This window comes from Arthrobacter sp. MDB1-55 (assembly GCF_059092925.1).
This window is the reverse complement of the sequence record NZ_JBNHID010000001.1, coordinates 838,960-857,944: the sequence shown is the minus strand read 5'-3', so window position 1 is coordinate 857,944 and position 18,985 is coordinate 838,960. Positions and strand designations below refer to the sequence as shown.

12 protein-coding genes are annotated in these 18,985 nt (G+C 65.1%); 9 read left to right on the top strand and 3 right to left on the bottom strand.

Annotation, left to right across the window (positions count from 1 at the left end; all coding sequences use genetic code 11):
* Positions 1–23: 23 nt before the first annotated feature.
* From AC5RU3_RS04110 to AC5RU3_RS04085, 6 genes are all read left to right on the top strand, one after another.
* Positions 24–1,130 carry a hypothetical protein gene (locus AC5RU3_RS04110; RefSeq protein WP_493964912.1) on the top strand — a complete coding sequence of 369 codons (1,107 nt, stop codon included), beginning with the start codon at positions 24–26 and terminating at the stop codon, positions 1,128–1,130.
* Positions 1,131–1,187: 57 nt separating this feature from the next.
* Complete coding sequence (locus tag AC5RU3_RS04105) at positions 1,188–2,381, top strand: sensor histidine kinase (RefSeq protein ID WP_493964911.1); 1,194 nt, start codon at positions 1,188–1,190, stop codon at positions 2,379–2,381.
* Positions 2,382–3,077, top strand: coding sequence for a response regulator (locus AC5RU3_RS04100; protein ID WP_493964910.1), 696 nt, complete (start codon positions 2,382–2,384; stop codon positions 3,075–3,077).
* Between the two features lie 111 nt (positions 3,078–3,188).
* Positions 3,189–3,956, top strand: coding sequence for an ABC transporter ATP-binding protein (locus AC5RU3_RS04095; RefSeq protein WP_309071507.1), 768 nt, complete (start codon positions 3,189–3,191; stop codon positions 3,954–3,956).
* Between the two features lie 2 nt (positions 3,957–3,958).
* Complete coding sequence (locus tag AC5RU3_RS04090) at positions 3,959–6,442, top strand: FtsX-like permease family protein (RefSeq protein ID WP_493964909.1); 2,484 nt, start codon at positions 3,959–3,961, stop codon at positions 6,440–6,442.
* 61 nt (positions 6,443–6,503) lie between these two features.
* The gene (locus tag AC5RU3_RS04085; protein ID WP_309071509.1) at positions 6,504–7,013 is read left to right on the top strand and encodes a hypothetical protein; all 510 of its coding nucleotides are present in this window, start codon (positions 6,504–6,506) and stop codon (positions 7,011–7,013) included.
* A gap of 65 nt (positions 7,014–7,078) precedes the next feature.
* On the opposite strand, the gene metG is transcribed toward AC5RU3_RS04085, so the two are convergent.
* Positions 7,079–8,650 carry a methionine--tRNA ligase gene (metG, locus tag AC5RU3_RS04080; RefSeq protein ID WP_375164422.1) on the bottom strand — a complete coding sequence of 524 codons (1,572 nt, stop codon included), beginning with the start codon at positions 8,648–8,650 and terminating at the stop codon, positions 7,079–7,081.
* Positions 8,651–8,745: 95 nt separating this feature from the next.
* On the opposite strand from metG, the gene AC5RU3_RS04075 reads away from it, so the two are divergent.
* Both AC5RU3_RS04075 and AC5RU3_RS04070 read left to right on the top strand, forming a co-directional pair.
* Positions 8,746–9,288, top strand: coding sequence for a hypothetical protein (locus AC5RU3_RS04075; RefSeq protein ID WP_493964908.1), 543 nt, complete (start codon positions 8,746–8,748; stop codon positions 9,286–9,288).
* A gap of 189 nt (positions 9,289–9,477) precedes the next feature.
* A complete protein-coding gene (locus AC5RU3_RS04070) occupies positions 9,478–10,467 on the top strand; it encodes an AfsR/SARP family transcriptional regulator (protein WP_309071511.1) in 990 nt (329 codons plus the stop codon).
* Between the two features lie 271 nt (positions 10,468–10,738).
* On the opposite strand, the gene AC5RU3_RS04065 is transcribed toward AC5RU3_RS04070, so the two are convergent.
* Complete coding sequence (locus AC5RU3_RS04065; RefSeq protein ID WP_493964907.1) at positions 10,739–16,447, bottom strand: peroxidase family protein; 5,709 nt, start codon at positions 16,445–16,447, stop codon at positions 10,739–10,741.
* Positions 16,448–16,575: 128 nt separating this feature from the next.
* Between AC5RU3_RS04065 and lepB the strand changes: the two genes are divergently transcribed.
* A complete protein-coding gene (gene lepB, locus AC5RU3_RS04060; protein ID WP_493964906.1) occupies positions 16,576–17,115 on the top strand; it encodes a signal peptidase I in 540 nt (179 codons plus the stop codon).
* Between the two features lie 111 nt (positions 17,116–17,226).
* Here the strand turns inward: lepB and serA are convergent, their stop codons facing one another.
* The gene (gene serA / locus AC5RU3_RS04055; protein WP_309071802.1) at positions 17,227–18,816 is read right to left on the bottom strand and encodes a phosphoglycerate dehydrogenase; all 1,590 of its coding nucleotides are present in this window, start codon (positions 18,814–18,816) and stop codon (positions 17,227–17,229) included.
* Between the last annotated feature and the right edge of the window lie 169 nt (positions 18,817–18,985).

The window sequence follows — 18,985 nt, the reverse complement described above, 5'->3', positions numbered from 1 at the left end:
GTTCCACACGCCTCAGGAGTCCCATGAAAGTGTCCCTTCCCCGCGTCCGCCCCCTGACAGCGGCGGCGGCCGTCGTCGTCGTTCTGACCGCGAGCGCACTACCCGGTGCTGCGGCGGCGGACACTATGACCATGACTACAGACCCAGGACCCACCGGAGATTTCTCCTGGAAGGGTTTCAACTGGGCGAAGCGGTCCTGGACCGGCGGACCGCACTACAACGGGATCTTCGATCCAGCGAATGTCAGCGGACCCGACGCCAACGGGCGGGTAACCCTTGCCCTCACGAACCCCACTGGCTCCGCGCCGGTGGCGGCGGAGTTCCAGTCAACGCGCCGCGGCTTCGGCTACGGCACCTACACCGCGGTGGTCGAACGTAACCTGCAGACCCTCCAGAAGGAAGTGGTCTGGGGTTGCATGTTCACCTATGACCCGGACGCTTTCCCGGGCCATAACGAGATTGACGTATGCGAGGCATCGGCGTGGGGAGGCGGTGCAGTCTGGGGTCAGTCCCGTCCGGTGCGGCAGGGACACGGCTACTGGTTCGACGCGACAAAGCCGGCCGGAACCGGCAGCACGGTGGTGAACTTCGACGTCACCCCTGATCCCGTGCTCACGCACCGGCTGGTATGGGAGCCGGGCAGGCTGACCTACGAGACGTTCGCGGGCGAGGGGTCCGCCGGTGCGCTGCTGAAGCGTACCGTTTTGGAGGGACCCACAGTGCCGGTTCCCGCCCGGGAGGCAGTCCACTTCAACCTGTGGGTGACCGGTGGCGGGGGCGGGTACCCCGATTCTGTCCGGCCGGAGCAGGTTACGGTGCGGGACTTCTCCTTCACACCGAGGGCCTCGGCACCGTCGCTTCCCCCACTTCCCGACGCGCCTACCCCCACGATCACCGGCACCCCGAAGGTAGGCCAGCGCCTGACCGCCGTGCCCGGAACCTGGACCTCCGGAGCGACGCTTGCCTACCAGTGGTACCGCGCCGGTACTCCCATCCCCGGTGCAACCGGGAAAACCTACACCGTTCTGAAGGCTGACCGGCAGTCCTCCCTGACAGTCACAGTCACGGGTACCAAGGCCGGCTATGTCGCTGTCACCAGGACGTCGGCGCCCACGGCCAGAGTCCGGTAGCAAACTCCACCCAGGGGTCGACGTTGGCGGTTTCTCCCGGCCCTAGAGTTGGTACCTATGGATGCGCACCACCGGTTGGCCCATTGGCTACGGGAAAACCACGGCACAGTAGACCTCCTTGTGGCGGCAGCGGCATTCGTTCTCCTGGCGTTGCCGTGGGCCTTCACGGACAGGCCCATGGAATTTATCGTGTCAGCGGCCCTGACCATCCCCCTGGCCTGGAGGCGCAGCCGGACGGTCGCGGCCGCCTCCACGGTGGCTGCGGTCTCCGTCGGGCAGCTCCTGATCAACCAACCGCCGGTCCCGGCCCAGGTAAGCGTCCTCGCGATGGTATACGCCCTGGCAGCGTACGCGCCGCGCTGGGCCAGCCTGGGCGGACTCGGCGTTGCGGGCTTCGGCATGGTGGCCGGTGTAGCGCAGTTCGGGTTGAACGAGTACCAGACCGGGTTGGCGGCCCTGCCCCTGTACGCGCTGTACATCTTCTTCGCGGTGGCGGTGGTGCTGCTCTGCTGGGCTTTCGGCGACCTCGCACGGAACCGCCGCCTTACGCTGCAGGCGCTCCAGGACCGCGCCCACCGACTCGAAATCGAGCGCCAGCAGGAACGCGAGCTCGCCGCAGCTGATGAACGCAGCCACATCGCCCGAGAGATGCACGATATCGTCGCGCACTCCCTGTCGGTCATGATCGCCCAGGCCGACGGCGCCCGTTATGCGAGCGCCGCGGATCCCGCCGTCGCCGCGTCCACCCTGGGCACCATCGCGGAAACCGGTCGAGGGTCACTCCGGGAGATGCGCCGCCTGCTGGGAGTGTTAAGGAACGACGACGACGCTCCGGTGCGTCCTCTGCCAACGCTGGCGGAGGTACCCGCGCTCATCGAGACCGTGCGCCGGGCCGGCCTGGAAGTTGCGTTGACGCACTCCGGTACGCCGCGGCGTCCGCTGCCCACCGGTGCCGAGCTCACCGTCTACCGGGTTGTCCAGGAATCCCTGACGAACGTCCTCAAGCATGCAGGCCCCCGCGCCTCGGCGTATGTTTCCCTGGCCTGGACAGCCAAAGGACTCGAGGTGACAGTCGACGACGACGGCCGGGGAGCCGCATCGGACAGCGCTGCGGTTGAAGGCGGCGGCACCGGCCAGGGCATCCGGGGTATGGCCGAGCGGCTGAAACTCTACGATGGGACGGTGGAAACCGGGCCCCTCGCCGGCGGCGGTTTCCGTGTCCGAGCGCTGATCCCCTACACAGAGGCCTGAATGAGTACCCCGTCCTCCACCACCACAACCATCCGTGTGGCCCTCGTTGATGACCAGCAACTGGTCCGGAGCGGCTTCTCCATGCTGATTAACTCACAGCCCGACCTGGATGTCGTGTGCCAGGCCGGCAACGGCATGGAAGCGGTGTCGGTGCTCAGTTCCACGGCAGTCGACGTCGTGCTCATGGACGTGCGCATGCCGGGCATGGACGGGATCGAAGCGACCAGGCGGATCCTTGAGCAAACCCAGGGGGCCGGACCGCGGATCATCGTACTGACAACGTTCGACCTGGACGAATACGCGCTCGCCGCAATTCAGGCGGGGGCGAGCGGTTTCCTGTTGAAAGATGCGCCTCCCGAGGAACTCCTCGAAGCGGTACGTACGGTCCACCGCGGCGATGCTGTCATCGCGCCCTCGACCACGCGCCGGCTCCTCGCGCACGTTGCTCCCCTGCTCCGGGCGCCGTCCGCGTCGAATGATCGGGCAAAAACCCTCGTCGCCACGCTGACCGCCCGCGAGCGCGAGGTGTTCACGCTGATTGCCCAGGGCCGGTCCAACACCGAGATCGCCGCCGATTTGTTCCTGTCGGAGGCCACAGTCAAGACCCATGTGGGACACATCCTCGCGAAGCTGGGTGCCAGGGACCGCGTTCAGGTCGTGGTGCTCGCGTATGAAGCCGGTGTTGTCCAACCTTGAACTCCTCATCCCGGTTGCAGGTGGCTCTCATCCCGCGGTAGGAGGGATCGGCCAGGAAGAACCTCCCACCGCCCGATCCGCAGCACCCCGCGCATTTTCTAGCGTGGAAGCATGACACCGAACCTTTCAACGGCTATCGAGCCGTCGTCCGTATCTGCTGCAGCAGTTGCCGCCGAATCACTCAACAAGTCCTACGGCCGGGACAACACCACAGTGCACGCATTGCGTGACGTGACAGTCGGTTTTCCCAGTGGCCGCTTCACCGCGATCATGGGCCCGTCCGGCTCCGGCAAGTCCACCCTGATGCACTGCCTCGCCGGACTGGACACCGCCGATTCCGGACGGATCCTTCTGGGCGGAACAGATATCACTGCACTGAACGACGCCGAACTGACCCGTCTGCGCCGGGACCGCGTCGGTTTCGTCTTCCAGTCCTTCAACCTCATTCCGACCCTCACGGCGGAACAGAACATCACTCTGCCTGTTGCGCTGGCCGGAGGGCAGGTGGACCGCCAGTGGCTGCAGCAGATCTGCGCCATCCTCGGTCTGGGCGCCCGGCTCACGCACCGCCCGCACGAACTGTCCGGCGGCCAGCAGCAGCGCGTAGCTGTGGCCAGGGCGCTGCTGACACGCCCGGACGTGATTTTCGGTGACGAACCGACCGGCAACCTGGACTCCCGCTCGGGAGCGGAGGTACTGGCTCTCCTCAGGCGCAGCAGCCAGGAGATGGGCCAGACCATCATCATGGTGACACACGACCCTGTGGCCGCGTCCTATGCCGATCGTGTGATCCTGATGCAGGACGGCGCCCTGGTCGGCGAGCTGGAACGCAGCACTCCCGACGCCATCCTCGCCGCGCTTTCGCAGCTGGGGGCGTAACAGTGCTCACCGTTGCCCTTTCCCAGGTTTCCCGGCACGCCCGCCGGTACATCGCCGTCGCGCTTGCCGTGATGCTCGGCGTCGGTTTCCTCGCAGCCACTCTCATGGTCGGCGGCACCACGACCGCCACACTGCAGAACAGCATCGGTACCGAGTACGCGAAGGCGGACCTCGTGGTCTCCGATGCCAACGGCGCAGCCTTACCCGCGGATGCAGCCGACCGGGTGTCAGGTCTCCCGGGTGTCAAGGAGGTGCGCGCCGACGTCCAGGGCGTGTTTGTCCTCGGTGCGTCCTCCCGGACAGATGTTGCCTCCATCGCAAGCTTCGCGTCGCCCGAGCTGGACAACCTGACGCTGGAGCAGGGACGCTTTCCGCAGACAGACGGCGAAATCATCATCGACGGTGAGTCTGCCGAGCACCTTGGCCTCGCGATCGGTGACACGACCCAGGGTGCCACGTTGGGCGAAGGCTCTCTCGAGGAGAGCATTGCGTCCTCCGGCATAAGATTGACGATCGTCGGACTAAGCGAACCGTCCTCCCACCCGTTCGACGCCGGGATGATTCAGGTGCACGCGGTCGAGACACAGCTCGCCGCTCTGACAGTTGACGCTGCCGCTTTCCGGCTGCAGGTTGCTCTTGACGATGGTGCTGACGCGGTGAACGTGCGCGAAGCCGTGCGCGCCGTGTTGAACGACGGCGGCGTCAACGCTTCGGTACTGACGTCCGCTGAACAGACTACCGAGGACGTTGCCGCCTTATCCGGCGGCCAGGACCAGTTGACGATTGTCCTCCTGGCATTTGCCGTGGTTGCGGTCATCGTGACAGCGCTTGTCATCTCGAACACCTTCTCGGTTCTCGTCGCCCAACGGACCCGCGAACTGGCGCTGCTGCGCTGCATCGGAGCGGGCCGCGGCCAGATCCGGCGTTCTGTGCTGATCGAGGCTGCGGTGGTGGGCACTGTCGCGTCAGCCCTCGGAGTGCTGCTCGCCGCAGCCGTCATGTGGACTCTCGTGACGATCGCCCAGACGATCCCTGGCAGCGAGTTCGCGACGCTGGCCGTGCCGGTATCCGCTGTGGTCTCCGGGATGGTGGTGGGAATGGCGATGACCATTGCCGCTGCGCTGGTGCCCGCGCGTGCGGCGACCGCCGTCGCACCCCTGGCTGCCCTCCGCCCGGCTGATTACGCAGGCATCCGTACCCGCCGGGGGCGGGTCCGTCTCGGAATCGGTGTGGCGCTGCTCGTTGGCGGGGCGCTGCTCCTCGCTCTGGGAGCCGCCTCATCCAACCTTTTGATCGCGCTGCCCGGCGGCGCGATGTCCTTCCTCGGGTTCCTGCTCTGCGCGGGACTGTTTGTTCCTGCCCTGGTCACGCGGGTCGGCGCGCTGGCCAAGCCGCTTGGAGTTCCGGGGACGCTGGCCGCCATCAACGCCGTCCGCAACCCCGCACGAACCACCGCGACGGCGACCGCGCTCATTGTCGGCGTCACCCTCGTCAGCATGATGATGGCCGGCGCGCAGACTTCCCGAACGGCCTTCGATGATGCGCTGGCGCAAAACTACCCCGTGGACCTGGCAGTGATGCTTGAGGACAAGGAATCTGCGGAGGCCACAGGTACGCTCCTTGCCCTGGAGGGGGTTGAGGCGGTTGTTGAACCGACACCCGTTGCAACCACCGGCGAGGAGTCCGGTGCGCAGACGGTCTACGTGCTCCCGGCGCCCGACGCGGAGGCGGTCCTGCGATCAGAGACCGCTTACCCCCGGAATGACGCGGTCATCATGCCGGACGGCACTGATCTGAACGAAATCATTGTTGAGGGGTCATTTGCGGAGCGCTCCCTGCCTGTGGTCGAAGCTGAAAGCCGTACACTGGTTCCCCTGATCACCGAGGAGACGGCGGCTGCATTGGGCCCCGTACCGGATGTGAGCGGTGCGGGCAGCATACTCTGGCTCAAACTCGATGATTCGCTCACGTCCGGCGTAATTACACAGCTGCGCACCGAGATCGTCGACACTCTCGGCCTGTCCGAATACCTCGTCTCGGGAGCGGCCCTGGAACGCGCAACATTCAACCAGATCATCGACGTACTCCTGCTCGTGGTCACCGCCCTCCTTGCCGTTGCCGTGCTGATCGCCCTGATCGGTGTGGCCAACACACTGTCGCTCTCGGTACTCGAGCGGACGCGGGAATCGGCGTTGCTCCGGGCGCTGGGCCTGACCCGGGGCCAGTTGCGCGGAATGCTGGCGGTGGAGGCAGTGCTGATCGCAGGCGTCGCGGCGCTGATCGGGATCGCGCTCGGGATGGTCTATGGCTGGTTGGGCGCGCAGTCGGCACTCGGCCTGGTGGCCGTTGTGACGCCGTCGTTCCCGTGGCTGCAGCTGGCAGGCGTACTTCTGGTCGCCATCCTTGCCGGTCTGGTCGCCTCCGTGATGCCGGCCCGCCGGGCCGCCCGGCTCTCCCCCGTCCAGGGATTGGCCGTAGAGGGCTGACCTGCAAGGATTGCTTCACGGTCCGCAGCGTGCGGGCCGTGAAGCGCAAGCAGGAGGATCGGTGCAGAAACCCCGCCAGGGCGAGTCGGAATGGTTGTTTCGCTATCTCGAGGATCATCTTCTCGGAGCGACGGGAGGTGTCCGCCTGTTTGAGGCCGCCGCGCAGACTTGGAAGGGCACCCCACACGGACGCACCCTGGCGCGCCTTCACGACGAAATCACCGGCGAGCGGGCAGAGCTGCTGTCCTCCCTGAAGGCCCAGGGGCATCGCCCTAACCCCGCGAAGATGGCGTTCGCGCATGTGGCAGCCGCGGCTGCGCGGGTGAACCCGCTGAACGCGCGCAATACGGCCAAGGGACCAGGCGCCCAGCTTGAACTGGAGGCCCTGCAGTCACTGGTGCGCGGCAAGCAGGCGCTTTGGGAGACGATGCTCGCGCTGCTCGATGCAGGATGGTCCTTCCCCGGGTACAGCCATGAACGCCTCACCCAGCTCGCCGAGCGTGCCCGGGGCCAGCAGCGGGAGGTTGCCGCGATCATGGTGACGACGGCGGCGGACCGCTTCCGCTCCTGACGCTCCCTTTCACGTGGCAGGACTCCCCTTCGAACGCGCTTCGAAGGGGAGTCCTGCTTCATGGATCAGGCGTCGGCAGGCTCCTCGTACTTCGGGAAGATCGGTGTGGGCGCAGGCAGGGCGACGCCCGTGACGAGCGGTGTGGCGATGGCTTCGAAGCGGCGTGCGGGGTCGTCGTCCTCAGTGCCCTGTCCCAGCGCCGTTAGAAGTTTCCCGGCACCATCGGGCATGACGGGCTGCACCAGGACGGACACAATACGGAGGATCTCCAGCGTCACGTAGAGGACTGTGTTCATGCGGTCGAGGTCCGTCTTGCGTAGGACCCACGGCTGCTGCTCGGCGAAGTACGCGTTGGTGTCGCCAAGGACGGTCCAGACCGCTTCGAGCGCGCGTGAAATCTCCTGCTTGTCGTACGCGGCGCGGCAGGATTCCAGCAGGGTGTTCGCGGCTGCCAGAATCTGCTGGTCGGCATCGGACAACGACGACGCCGCGGGCACGAGTCCGTCGCAGTTCTTCGCGACCATCGATAGGGATCGCTGGGCCAGGTTTCCGAGATTGTTGGCAAGGTCCGAGTTCATCCGGCTGACGATCGCCTCGTGGCTGTACGAGCCGTCCGCACCAAAGGGCACCTCGCGGAGCAGGAAGAAGCGGATCTGGTCCCGGCCGTACTGCTCTATCCAGTCCTTCGGAGCAATGACGTTGCCGAGGGACTTCGACATCTTCACGCCCTTGTTGTGCAGGAAACCGTGGATCATGACCCGCTTGGGCAGCTCGATGCCCGCCGACATCAGAAATGCCGGCCAGTAGATTGCGTGGAAACGGGAAATGTCCTTGCCGATGACGTGCACATCTGCCGGCCAGTACTTCCGGAACTGCTCCGACCCGGTATCCGGGTAGCCGACTCCCGTGAGGTAGTTGGTCAGCGCGTCAACCCAGACGTACATGACGTGCTTGGGATTGCCGGGAACGGGCACACCCCAGTCGAAGGTGGTGCGGCTGATGGACAGGTCCTCTAGCCCGCGCTTGACGAAGCTGATGACCTCGTTGAACCGTGACTGCGGCGCACCGAATTCGGGCTGGTCCGCGTACAGCGCCAGCAGCCGGTCCTGGTAGTTGGAAAGGCGGAAGAAATAGCTCTCCTCCTCCGTCCAGGTGACCTCTGTGTCCGTTTCCTTCGAGTAGCGGCCGCCGTCCTCGCGGACTTCGGTCTCTTCCTCGGTGTAGTAGGCCTCATCCCGGACCGAGTACCAGCCGGCGTACTTGTCGAGATAGATATCGCCGTTTGCTTCCATCCGGCGCCAGATGTCCTGGGAAGCGGCGTAGTGATCCTCATCCGTGGTGCGGATAAAGCGGTCATAGGTGATGGCGAGGTCCGCGTGGGCCGCCTTGTACACCTCGGCGTTCCGGTCCACGAGTTCCTTGGGCGTGATGCCCTCCTTCTCCGCAGTCTGGGCGATCTTCATGCCGTGCTCGTCGGTTCCCGTCAGGAACATGACGTCATGGCCGTCCAACCGCTTGAAGCGTGCAATGGCATCGGTGGCGACATACTCGTAGGCGTGCCCGATGTGCGGAACGCCGTTGGGGTACGTGATGGCCGTGGTGATGTAGAACGGGGGTTTCTTCGCGGAACTCACCATAGAAAGTTACCCTGCCGACGTTTCGTTGTCGCATCATTGCGTCGAGGGCACCCCCGATCATGGTTTTCCCATGGTGCGACGCCAACACTACTTGCATGGCACAGCAACTCGACGACCGCCGCGTCTCCTCCCGCCCGACCGGTTCCCGGCACCGGGTACTCGTTCCCGCCGCGCTCCTGATCGGCGTTCTGGGCGGCACGGCGTGGCTGCTCAGCAACAATGTCGAAGAAGAACCGCCCACCATGCTGGGCGCATCGGACACCGTCGACGGCGGACTCGCCCGGCTCAACGGGATCCTGCCCCTCGAATCGGACGGTTGGGAACCCCCGACCAATGGCGAGGCACTCGACGCTCCCGTGACCGACGGTGCCCACCGGGTCCGGGTGCTACTCGAACTGACAGCGCTGGAAGCCGACGGGATCTCGTTCCAGGCCTCCGACTACTTCGTTGACGGGCTGGGTACCGGTGAACCGCGCGTCATTTGGGCGTCCCCATCCGAGTACAAGGCGGAGCAGGGCGAGACAATCGACGCCACCCTGGTATTCGAGATTCCGAACAAAGCCCTTGCGCTGGTACTCAGCGACGACGGTGAAACCCGCCTCTCGCTCGGAACTGAACACCACACAGGCGGTCGCTAAGTGGTATCTGAGTAGCCCTGGTCGCTACTCAGGTAGCTACCCGACCGATACTCGAACGATTTCGAGTAGCGCCCCCGAATCCTTCAGGACCGGGGGCATATTTTCGGGTAGACCCTACTCGTGATCGGGCAATCACGAATCCATAACTTTGATCCTGTCATCACAAGTACGAAAGACAGGGTCTCGCTCATGTTGCAGTCAGACACATTCTCACCGTCACACTCAGGCACTCCCGCGGACGCACCCGGCGTGCCGGCCTTCCTGAGCGTTCAGCTCATCGGCTCCCTTCGCATCCGCCGTGGTGATACCGTCCTGAACGCACGGAGCCTCGGCGGACCCAAGCCACGCCAGATCCTGGAGATCCTTCTCCTGAGCCTCGGCACCCCCGTTTCGAAGGACCGCCTCATCGAGGTCCTGTGGGAAGGGCACGCGCCCGCGGAAGCCCTCCCGACGCTCGAGAGCTACGTCAGCGTCCTGCGCCGGAACATTCAGCCGGGTAGCGGCAAGCAGGGACCACTGCGCACCACCACGGGCGGCTACGTGATGGACGCCACCATGGTCGACCTGGACGTCTTCCGCTTCGACCAGCTCCTTCGCCAGGCACAGCAGAGTGCTCCGGAGACAGCACTGAGCCTGCTCCATGAGGCTCTGGCGCTGGCCACCGCTCCCCTGCTCGGTGACGAACTGCTGCCGGCATGGGCTGAGGACGAGCGGGAACTTCACAGCTCCCGCGTCCTGGAAGCCACTGTTCTGGCCGCGGAAACGGCTGCAGCACTTGGAGCCGTGTCCGAGTCCATCGAGTGGGCGCAGGAAGCCCTCGCCATGGATCCCCTGAACGAACGCGCCTGGCTGGCCCGGATCGACGGTCTCGAGCGGACCGGCCGGTACGCCGAGGGCCTGCAGAACTACGAGAAGTGCCGCCGGGCGATGGTCAAGGAACTGGGCTGCGCGCCCGGCCCGGGCCTCAAAGCTGCTCACGCCCGACTCCTTCAGGCGACGGCAGAAAGCGAAGGCGAACTCTCCGACGTCCTCTCCGCGCTGCTCGTCCTTCATGGTCAGCTCAGCCGGAACGTCGCTCCGGTAGCCGCTTCGGCATCACCGCAGCTCGTGCGACAGTCCCTCCGCGAGGCGTCCCACGTCCTCAACTCCTTCCTCGTGCGGGCGATGTCCGCAGCGTAGGGCTCCCGCCGGCCGTGCTTTCCGCAATGGGGCGGGAAGGCACAGACGGGACACAGCGAGGGTTCCTGCCTATGGGCGGGAACCCTCGCTGTTTTGTGTGCATGGATCGAGGACCTGTAGACCGCCTTTGGCTGCACCGGAAGGGCGTGCGCGTGCCTGCTCGGCTGGCGTTGGGCGCGTAGCCTGGCCGCCACAGGCAGAAGGGCCATGGCGGGTGAACTACCCGCCATGGCCCTTCTGCCTGGACTACCCGAATCGGGAGAGACCCGAATCAGGAGATGAGGAACGCACCCCAGCCGCTGCCCATCGCGGTACGGGTGCCGACCCGCCCGGTACCTGTGCCCGGATAGACCCACAGGTTGCCCGCGGCATCCCGTGCCACGAGGTCCGCGCGGGAGTCACTCGTCTGGTCTCCGATGCCGACCAGGGTGTAGCCGGTCCATCCACTGCCGAACTGCGACCTGGCCAGGAAGCCACCGGAGCCGTTCCCGGGGTACAGCCACAGCCTGCCGGTGCTGTCAGTAGCGATGAGATCCGATCGGTTGTCCGAGTTGAAGTCCCCGGTGCTGGCGATCTGGAAACCATTCCATCCGGTGCCGGCGGCGCGGCGTGTCTGGAACCCGCCCGTGCCGTTTCCAGGATAGAGCCACAGCCTGCCCGAGGAATCCCGCGCCATCAGGTCGGAGCGGGCGTCTCCGTCGAAGTCACCCGGTGCCGTCAGTGTGAAACCGCCCCAGCCGGTGCCGACCTGGACTCCGGCCTGCAGTGCACCGGCCGCGTTGCCGCGGTACAGCCACAACCGTCCGGAAGAGTCATAGGCGAGGATGTCCGCACGCCCGTCTCCGCTGAAGTCGGGAGTAGCAACGATGCTGCTCATTCCCTGCCAGCCGGTCCCGATCAGGGAACGGGTCTGGAGGCGGCCCGTCCCGCTTCCGGGATACATCCACAGGCGTCCACCGCTGTCACGGGCCACCAGATCCGCGATGCCGTCACCATCGAAGTCCTCCTTCAGCTGGGGCTGGGTGGGCCTGACCGCAGGTGACAGGGCCGTGAATGCTCCGGCTCCGAGTGCGTTCACAGCGCGTACCTGGAAGCGGTATTCCGTCCCGTTGGTGAGGCCGGTGACGAGCAGACTCGTCGCGGTCGCGCCCGCGGGCCGAAGTGCTCCCACAGGCTGTCCGTCCGGTCCTACAACCTGCACGGCATAACCGGTGATGGCAGAACCGCCGTCGGATACGGGGGCGGTCCAGGAAACCGTGGCAGATCCGTTAGCAGCGGTTACGCCACCGAGTACCGGAACTCCCGGGACGGATCGTGGGCTGACCGCCGCGGATGCTGGGGACAGCGCACCGTCGCCCAGAGCATTGGTCGCGAGCACCCTGAAGGTGTAAGCGGTGCCGTTGGCCAGCCCGGTAATCTCTGTGGTTGTGGCCGAACCCGTCAACGACACGGTCTGGATCAGGGCATCTCCCGCCAGCACTTGGACCTTGTATCCGGTGACCGCCGTGCCGCCATTGGCCGCCGGGGCTGTCCAGGACAGAGTGACGACGCCGTTGCCGGCGACACCTGCCACGTTCGTGGGCGCGGCCGGTACAACGTTCGGAACAACCGCCGTCGACAGTGCGGAAAAGCCGCTGGTGCCGAGTTCGTTGGATGCCCGCACCTGGAACCGGTACGACTGGCCGTTGACCAGCCCGGTGACAACAGTCTCGGTCTGGTTGCCGGGTACCTGCCGGAGCGCTCCAACGGGGGCACCGTTGGCGTCCACCGTCCGAACCTCGTAGCCCGTGGTCGGAGCGACCGGAGCATTCCAGGTCACGGTTGCCGACCGGTCGCCGGCGACAGCACCGGACATCTCGGGCACTCCGGGTGCCAGCGAGTCGGCGAACAGGAGCTTTTCGATGTTCCGCAGGGTGTCAACGCCGTCACCGACGCCGAGTGCCGGAAGGGCATCGGGATCGTCGCCGAGATGGGTCACCGTGGTGACGCTTCCCGGGTCTCCGGGGTTGGCTCCGGAAGGAACTGTAGTCACCGTGTAGTTCTGCTCAAGGTCGGAGAAAACTGCCGAGTCCGCGTCGCCGGGCTTCCCGGCATCGACGATTTCACGAACTATGACGATGTTTCCGGGATTCACTTCGCCCGCGAAGACAGCCGCCTGGAGCGTCCGGGAGCTGCCCGGAAGGTAAGGCTTCTCCATGCCGTCGGTGCTGCCGATTTCCGTTGCCGGATCAGCAGGGTTGGTGCGCACGCTCAGGCGTACGCGCAACTCCTTATCACCATCGAGGATGTCGTTGCCGGCGCGGCCTTCAAGGATGTCGCTTCCGCCGCCTCCGAGAATGATGTTGCCTTCTCCCCAGATAGCACCGTTCGCTGTCGCGCCGGACGGGAGGAGGTCCGCAAGACCGCTGATCCGGCTGACGCCTTCGGCGTCGAGCCAGTTGTTGCCCGAGGTGCCTTCGCCCTCCACCAGACGGGGAACAACGTTGTCGCCGCGCAGGACGTCATTCTTGCCTGCGCCGGAGAGCCCCTCAACCTCTGCGTAGCGGTCGCGGAGGACGTTCACAGGGAGCGGGACGCCCAGCAGGTTGCGGGTGAGGTCCGCATCGGCGGGGAGCGAGTCAACCTGGTGGGACGACCAGTCGAACCCGGCGGCACCGGCGTTCCGCTCGATTCCGGGGTCGGCGAGCATGATGTCGTCTCCGCCCTCGGCGTCGTAGTCATCGTCACCGTTCTGTCCCATGAGGACGTCGTTGCCCGGTGTGTTCGGGTCGTCGAAGAACGGTGCCCCACTGTCGCCCATCAGCAGGTCGGCGCCGTCGCCGCCCTGGAGCCAGTCATCGCCGGCGTCGCCGCGGGACAGGTCGTTGCCGCCGCCTGCGATCAGGAAGTCATTACCCTCCCCGCCGAAGGAGTCGTTGGTGTTGGCCCCGCCGTTGATGAAGTCGCTGCCGTCTCCGCCGAGGATCAGGTCCAGCCCGGGTCCGGCGTCCAGTGCGTCGTGACCGGGACCGCCCTTCAGGACGTCGTCACCGGCGGAGTCAGTGATGATGTCGTCACCATCACCTCCAAGCGCTGTGTCACCGCCGTCGTTGCCCTCGATCACGTCGTTGCCGTCGTTGCCGAGGAAAGTGTCGTTGTCGACGCCGCCCCAGATACGGTCATTCCCGGGCGTGCCGTTGAAGACGCTTTGGCCGTTGATGCCGGCCGGATCCACCGAATTGGTGGTGCGGTAACGGATGGTGCCGTCAGGCATCCGGATGAGCAGGGCCGCCTCATCGCACTCCGACAGCGGATCGTCCAGAACGGTGGTTCCGCTGAATTGCAGCCGGTTCAGGTCGAACTTGCAGTCGGAGGTACCGAAGACGTCCGCCTTGAGGGACGTGGCACTTGTATTGCGCATGATGATTTCCGCGAAGGAGTTACCTTCGAGCTGGCCCAGCAGGTTCATGCCGGGCGTGCGTGCCAGGTAGTAGAACCGGTCACCGTTCTGAAGGTCGAGCATCTGCTGCTCGAAGACGTAGTTGAAGGTCGAGCCGAGCAGGCCTCCGAAGAGGTTGGTCCTTTCGGCGAGACCGCCCACCCAGAGATCGATCTGGTTGAGGCCGGTTTCCTTGCCTGCCCAGGCTCCGACGCCGCCCATGAAGTCCGCGGCATCCGCGGGAACCGTTCCCTCAGCAGCGTCGATCGGAGGATTGACGAGAAGGGTAGCCGCGTCCCGCTTGCCCTGCAGTGTGGTTGCAGCGGTGATCGTAGGGTGCTGGCCGTAGGCCGCGACGAAGTTGACCAGCGATGCGGGGTGCTTGATGTTCAGACCGAAGTCGATCCAGTTCGTGTAGGGCTTCAGCTGTCCGTCATTGGTCTTGTTGTAGATCTGGCTGCGCAGGTTATTCAGCGACGGAATGCCGGTCTCGCGGGCCCGGGCGATATTGATCGCAGCGAGGTCCAGGGGCAATCCCAGCAGGTTGTTCCGCAAGGTATCGGTCACGAACTCATCGAGCTCGTTGCCGACCTGGTCTGACATGCCCATCGCAATCGAACCGGCTGCTTCCTTCGGGGACAGCCTGGTGCCGCCGCCGCCGTCGTAATAGGCCGGCGGATTCAGGAAGACGTCCAGCAACGGAACATCACTGGTGGATCCGGCAGCATTGCTCCTGGAAACCGTGTCGGTAAGCATCGAGTGGCCGAAGCGGTAGACGGCGTGGGCGAATTCAGCGGTGATGGCCGGGTCGACGTCGTCGTGGTAGTTCGCGAAAGGCTCGATCAGCGGCTGCACCTTGCGGGCGAACTCCTCGAATGCAAGGTGCTGGTATTCCATTTCATTGACGAAGCGGGCGGCCTGGAAGAGGCGCTCACCATTCCAGCCGTCGGCACCTGCGGTGCTCTTCCACTCGGCCAGAGCAGCAACGCCGCGGGCGGAGGTGTCAGCCGTCAGCGTGGCTTTGATGTCCTCGAGCAGGCGATTGTGTTCCGAGTGGAACACCTGGTGAACCATGGTCAGCGCGACGTTCTCGTTGACGCGGCCGTCACCGGCGACCGCGTGGGTATCGAGCATCTCGTTGTCATAGGTGGTGGGAGTCGGTGCACCGGGTGCGTTGATCACGGTGTCGGCGTCGGCCGTCTTGCCTGCCGCCGGAACGGCCAGGTGAGCGATGTCGTCGAGGAACGCTTCGTTGACGCGGAGTGCATTTGCCGGCACCGGTACGGGAGCGGCGGTGTTGCCCTCGACCATGCCGTCCGGGGTGACGTACTGCGGGAGCCCCCGGGCAGGTCCGGGAAGGAACTTTCCATAAGGGTCGACGGCGATCATCGGCACGCTGTGCACGTCCATGTCCGAGAGCTGCAGGCCCAGCTTCTCAGCCGCCTGTGCCTTGAGCAGCGCCCACGTTCCCATGCCGTCATCGGCCGATGACAGGAGTGCCCCGGTGGTGACCGGCCGGCCCTCGGCGTTGTTGGCGTACTCCCTCAGGAAGACCTGGTGGGAGGGGTCGGAACTGTAGGTCTGTGACTGGTCCACCAGTGGGCCGGTGCGGTTAGTTGCTTCGCGGATGTCGTCGGCGGTACCGAGTTTGCCGTCCTCGCCGGGCTGGTTGGTCGCCCGGGTGAGGACCATGAAGCGCTGGCGGGGAGGAAGGTCGTCTGCATCGCCAAGCTTGCCGTTCGGTCCGGGGATCAGGGGGTCATCAGCCTGCAGCGGGATGAACACCGAACTGCCGGACTTGTTGAGAAGGTCAAGGCCGTGGTCAAAGAATTGCCCGAAGATGGTGAACAGTCCGTTGTAGGGAGGCGAAAGGCCGACGTCGGTGGTGATGTTCGGGATGAAGAGGGTTTCACCGGCGGGCACGCAACCGGCGGGAGTGCCGTCTTCCTTGCACGGCACCACGCTGTCGGCGCCGCTCTGCGTGCGGGTGGGATACTGCGCGGCCGAGATTGCCGCGGGGTTGCCGGAGGTCTGGTCGACAATGAGGTTACTGATCACGCGCGGGTCGGAGTCAACCACGTTACCTACGCCGTTGTAGGTGGTGGGACCGGGCTGGCGGATGATGGCGCCGTCGTCAGCGTCCAGGTATTCCGGTGTAGTGAGGCGGGGGAAGAGACGGTTCGACCCCCCGAAATCATCGCGTCCTTCCTGCAAGTTGTTGCAGGATCCGTCCACGGTCCGCAGACCGTAGGAGACCAGGGGGCCGGGCACCTGATCAGGTGCGATGCCAAGCAGGGCGCCGCAGGGGCCCGTCTCGGACGTGGTGTTGCGGACGTGAGCTTCAGCGATTTTGATCTGGCGCAGAATGAACGCCAGGTCCGAGGTCGTTACCTTGAATCCCTGGCCCACCGGCGCCGCCTGCGCGGGACCTGCGACCAAAGGCAGGCCGATGCCCGTGAGCATCACCAGTGAGGTGAGCGCGGCCAGTGTGCGCCGGAATGGAAACACTGCCCGCTTCTGTGCAAGCGAGTGCTCCGCCGGTGGATTGTGTGCGGTTCCCATAATGCCTCCCAAGACCGATGCCGACGGAGTCCCGCCGGTGTCGCAAGAATCCCGCACGAGCGTTATGAATTTCTTGGAGGCATCAGGGTTTCCCCAAGCAGCCCGGGGCACGATTCGAAGGTAGACGAATGAACCGAGCCTGGGAGCGCAACAGCATGGGTAGCCACGTGGTGATCTCGGCACGCAAGCCGCCGGCGCACGGCTTCGGGCACCGCTCGCTTGCGGTATTTATCGGCGCGGCGTTCCTGCTCCTTGCACTGCGAATCTGGGTGATCGAGCCGCTCTGGGTCTCGTCGTCGAGCATGGAACCGACCGTCCGCGAGGGAAGCATCGTTCTGCTCTATCGCCATGGTGACCCGGTTCAGGGCTCCCTGGTGGCATTCCACAATCCAGCCGGGACCGACACAGTGCTGAAGCGGGTGGTGGCCGTGGGCGGCCAGACCGTCGCCATCGAGGACGCGCGGCTCTATATAGACGGGAAGGCGGTGCCGGAGCCTTTCGTTGACCATTCGAGGATCGACGGCACGTACTTCGGCCCGGTTACTGTCCCCGACGGTCACGTTTTTGTCCTGGGTGACAACCGCGCGGAGTCCATCGACTCGCGCGAGTTTGGCCCCCTCCCGCGCGAAGCGGTGGAGGCGACGTTGGCGTGGCTGCCCATGCCCTGATCTTCGGCACCCGGCTCCGCATCAGCTCTGCTTGCACGACATCGGCTTAAAATACGACGGCGCCCGCACGAAATTCGTGCGGGCGCCGCCTTTGTGAACGGTCGGGCGGGATTAGTCCTGCAGGTCCACCTCGCGGGCGACGGATGCACCGATGGCTTCCTTGAGGCTTTCCAGCACGTCCTGGGGCACGGAGCTGTCCACGGTGAGAAGCGACAGCGCCTGGCCACCCTCCTTGTTGCGGGCGACCTGCATGCCGGCGATGTTGATCCCGCGTTCCCCGAGGACCTGACCGAGCGTACCGATAACTCCCGGCCGGTCCTGGTACAGGATCACCAGGAGATGCTCGCTGATCGGGATTTCGAGGTCATAGCCGTTGACACCGACGAGTTTCTGGATCTGCTTCGGTCCGGTGAGGGTGCCGGCGACCGAGATCTGGGACCCGTCCGAGAGTGCGCCGCGGATGGTCAGTACGTTGCGGTACTCGTCGGACTGTTCTGATGTCACCAGTCGGGTGTTGATTCCCCGCTGCTCAGCAAGGACCGGCGCGTTGACATAGGAGACCTGTTCGGACACGACGTCGGTGAATACACCCTTGAGTGCCGCCAGTTCGAGCGCCTTCACATCAAGTGACGCGATCTCGCCTGCCACCTCGACCTCGATCTGGGTAAGGGAATCGTGGGTCAGCGCGGTGAAGATACGGCCGAGCTTCTCGATCAGCGGGATGCCGGGACGCACCTCCGGTGCAATGACGCCGCCGGCGACATTGACGGCGTCGGGCACGAGCTCGCCGGCCAGCGCAAGACGGACCGACTTCGCTACGGAGATTCCCGCCTTCTCCTGGGCTTCCTCGGTGGACGCACCGAGGTGGGGCGTCACCACCACATTGTCCATCTCGAAGAACGGCAGGTCGGTGCTGGGCTCCTTCACGAACACATCCACGCCCGCGCCCGCGATTTGGCCTTCCTTGAGTGCGGTGTAGAGCGCGTCCTCGTCCACCAGTCCCCCGCGGGCAACATTCACCACATAGGCGGTGTTCTTCATCTTCTGGAACGCAGTGGCTCCAAGCATGCCGACGGTCTCCGGGGTCTTCGGCATATGAATTGTGACGAAGTCGGATTCAGCCAGGAGCTCGTCCAGGGTGACAAGCTGGACACCCAACTGTGCCGCCCGGGCGGAGGTGATGTAGGGGTCATAGGCGAGGATCTCGGTACCGAATCCCTGCAACCGCGCTGCAACGAGGGCACCGATGCGTCCGAGGCCGATGATGCCGACCTTCTTCTCATACAGCTCAATACCCGAGTACTTCGAGCGCTTCCATTCCCCGCCCTTAAGGGCTGCGCTGGCCTGCGGGATGTGCCGGGCGAGGCTCAGCACGTGGCCGACGGTGAGTTCGGCTGCCGAAATGATGTTGGAGGTCGGTGCGTTGACCACCATCACGCCGGCCTGTGTGGCTGCCTTGATGTCAACGTTGTCCAGCCCCACGCCTGCACGGGCGATGACCTTCAGTTTGGGAGCCGCAGCGATTGCCTCAGCGTCCACCTGGGTGGCGGAACGAACGAGGATCGCGTCCACGTCGGCGATGGCGGCGAGCAGCTTGGTCCGGTCGGCTCCGTCGGTCTGGCGGATTTCGAAATCCGGTCCGAGGGCGTCCACGGTTGCCGGCGAGAGTTCTTCAGCAAGGAGAACTACTGGTTTTTCCACGGGAGATCCTTCGCAGTGCGTTGGGCAGAGATGTTCGAAGTGTCGTGCTGGGAGTTTCGTTAAGTGTAGGTCGCAGCGCTGGCGGGCCCGCTTTATTACCCGTTCCCGAGGCCAGATGAGACAACCGCCACACAGAGGAACGGCCGGACCGGCGAAAAGCTCCGCCGGT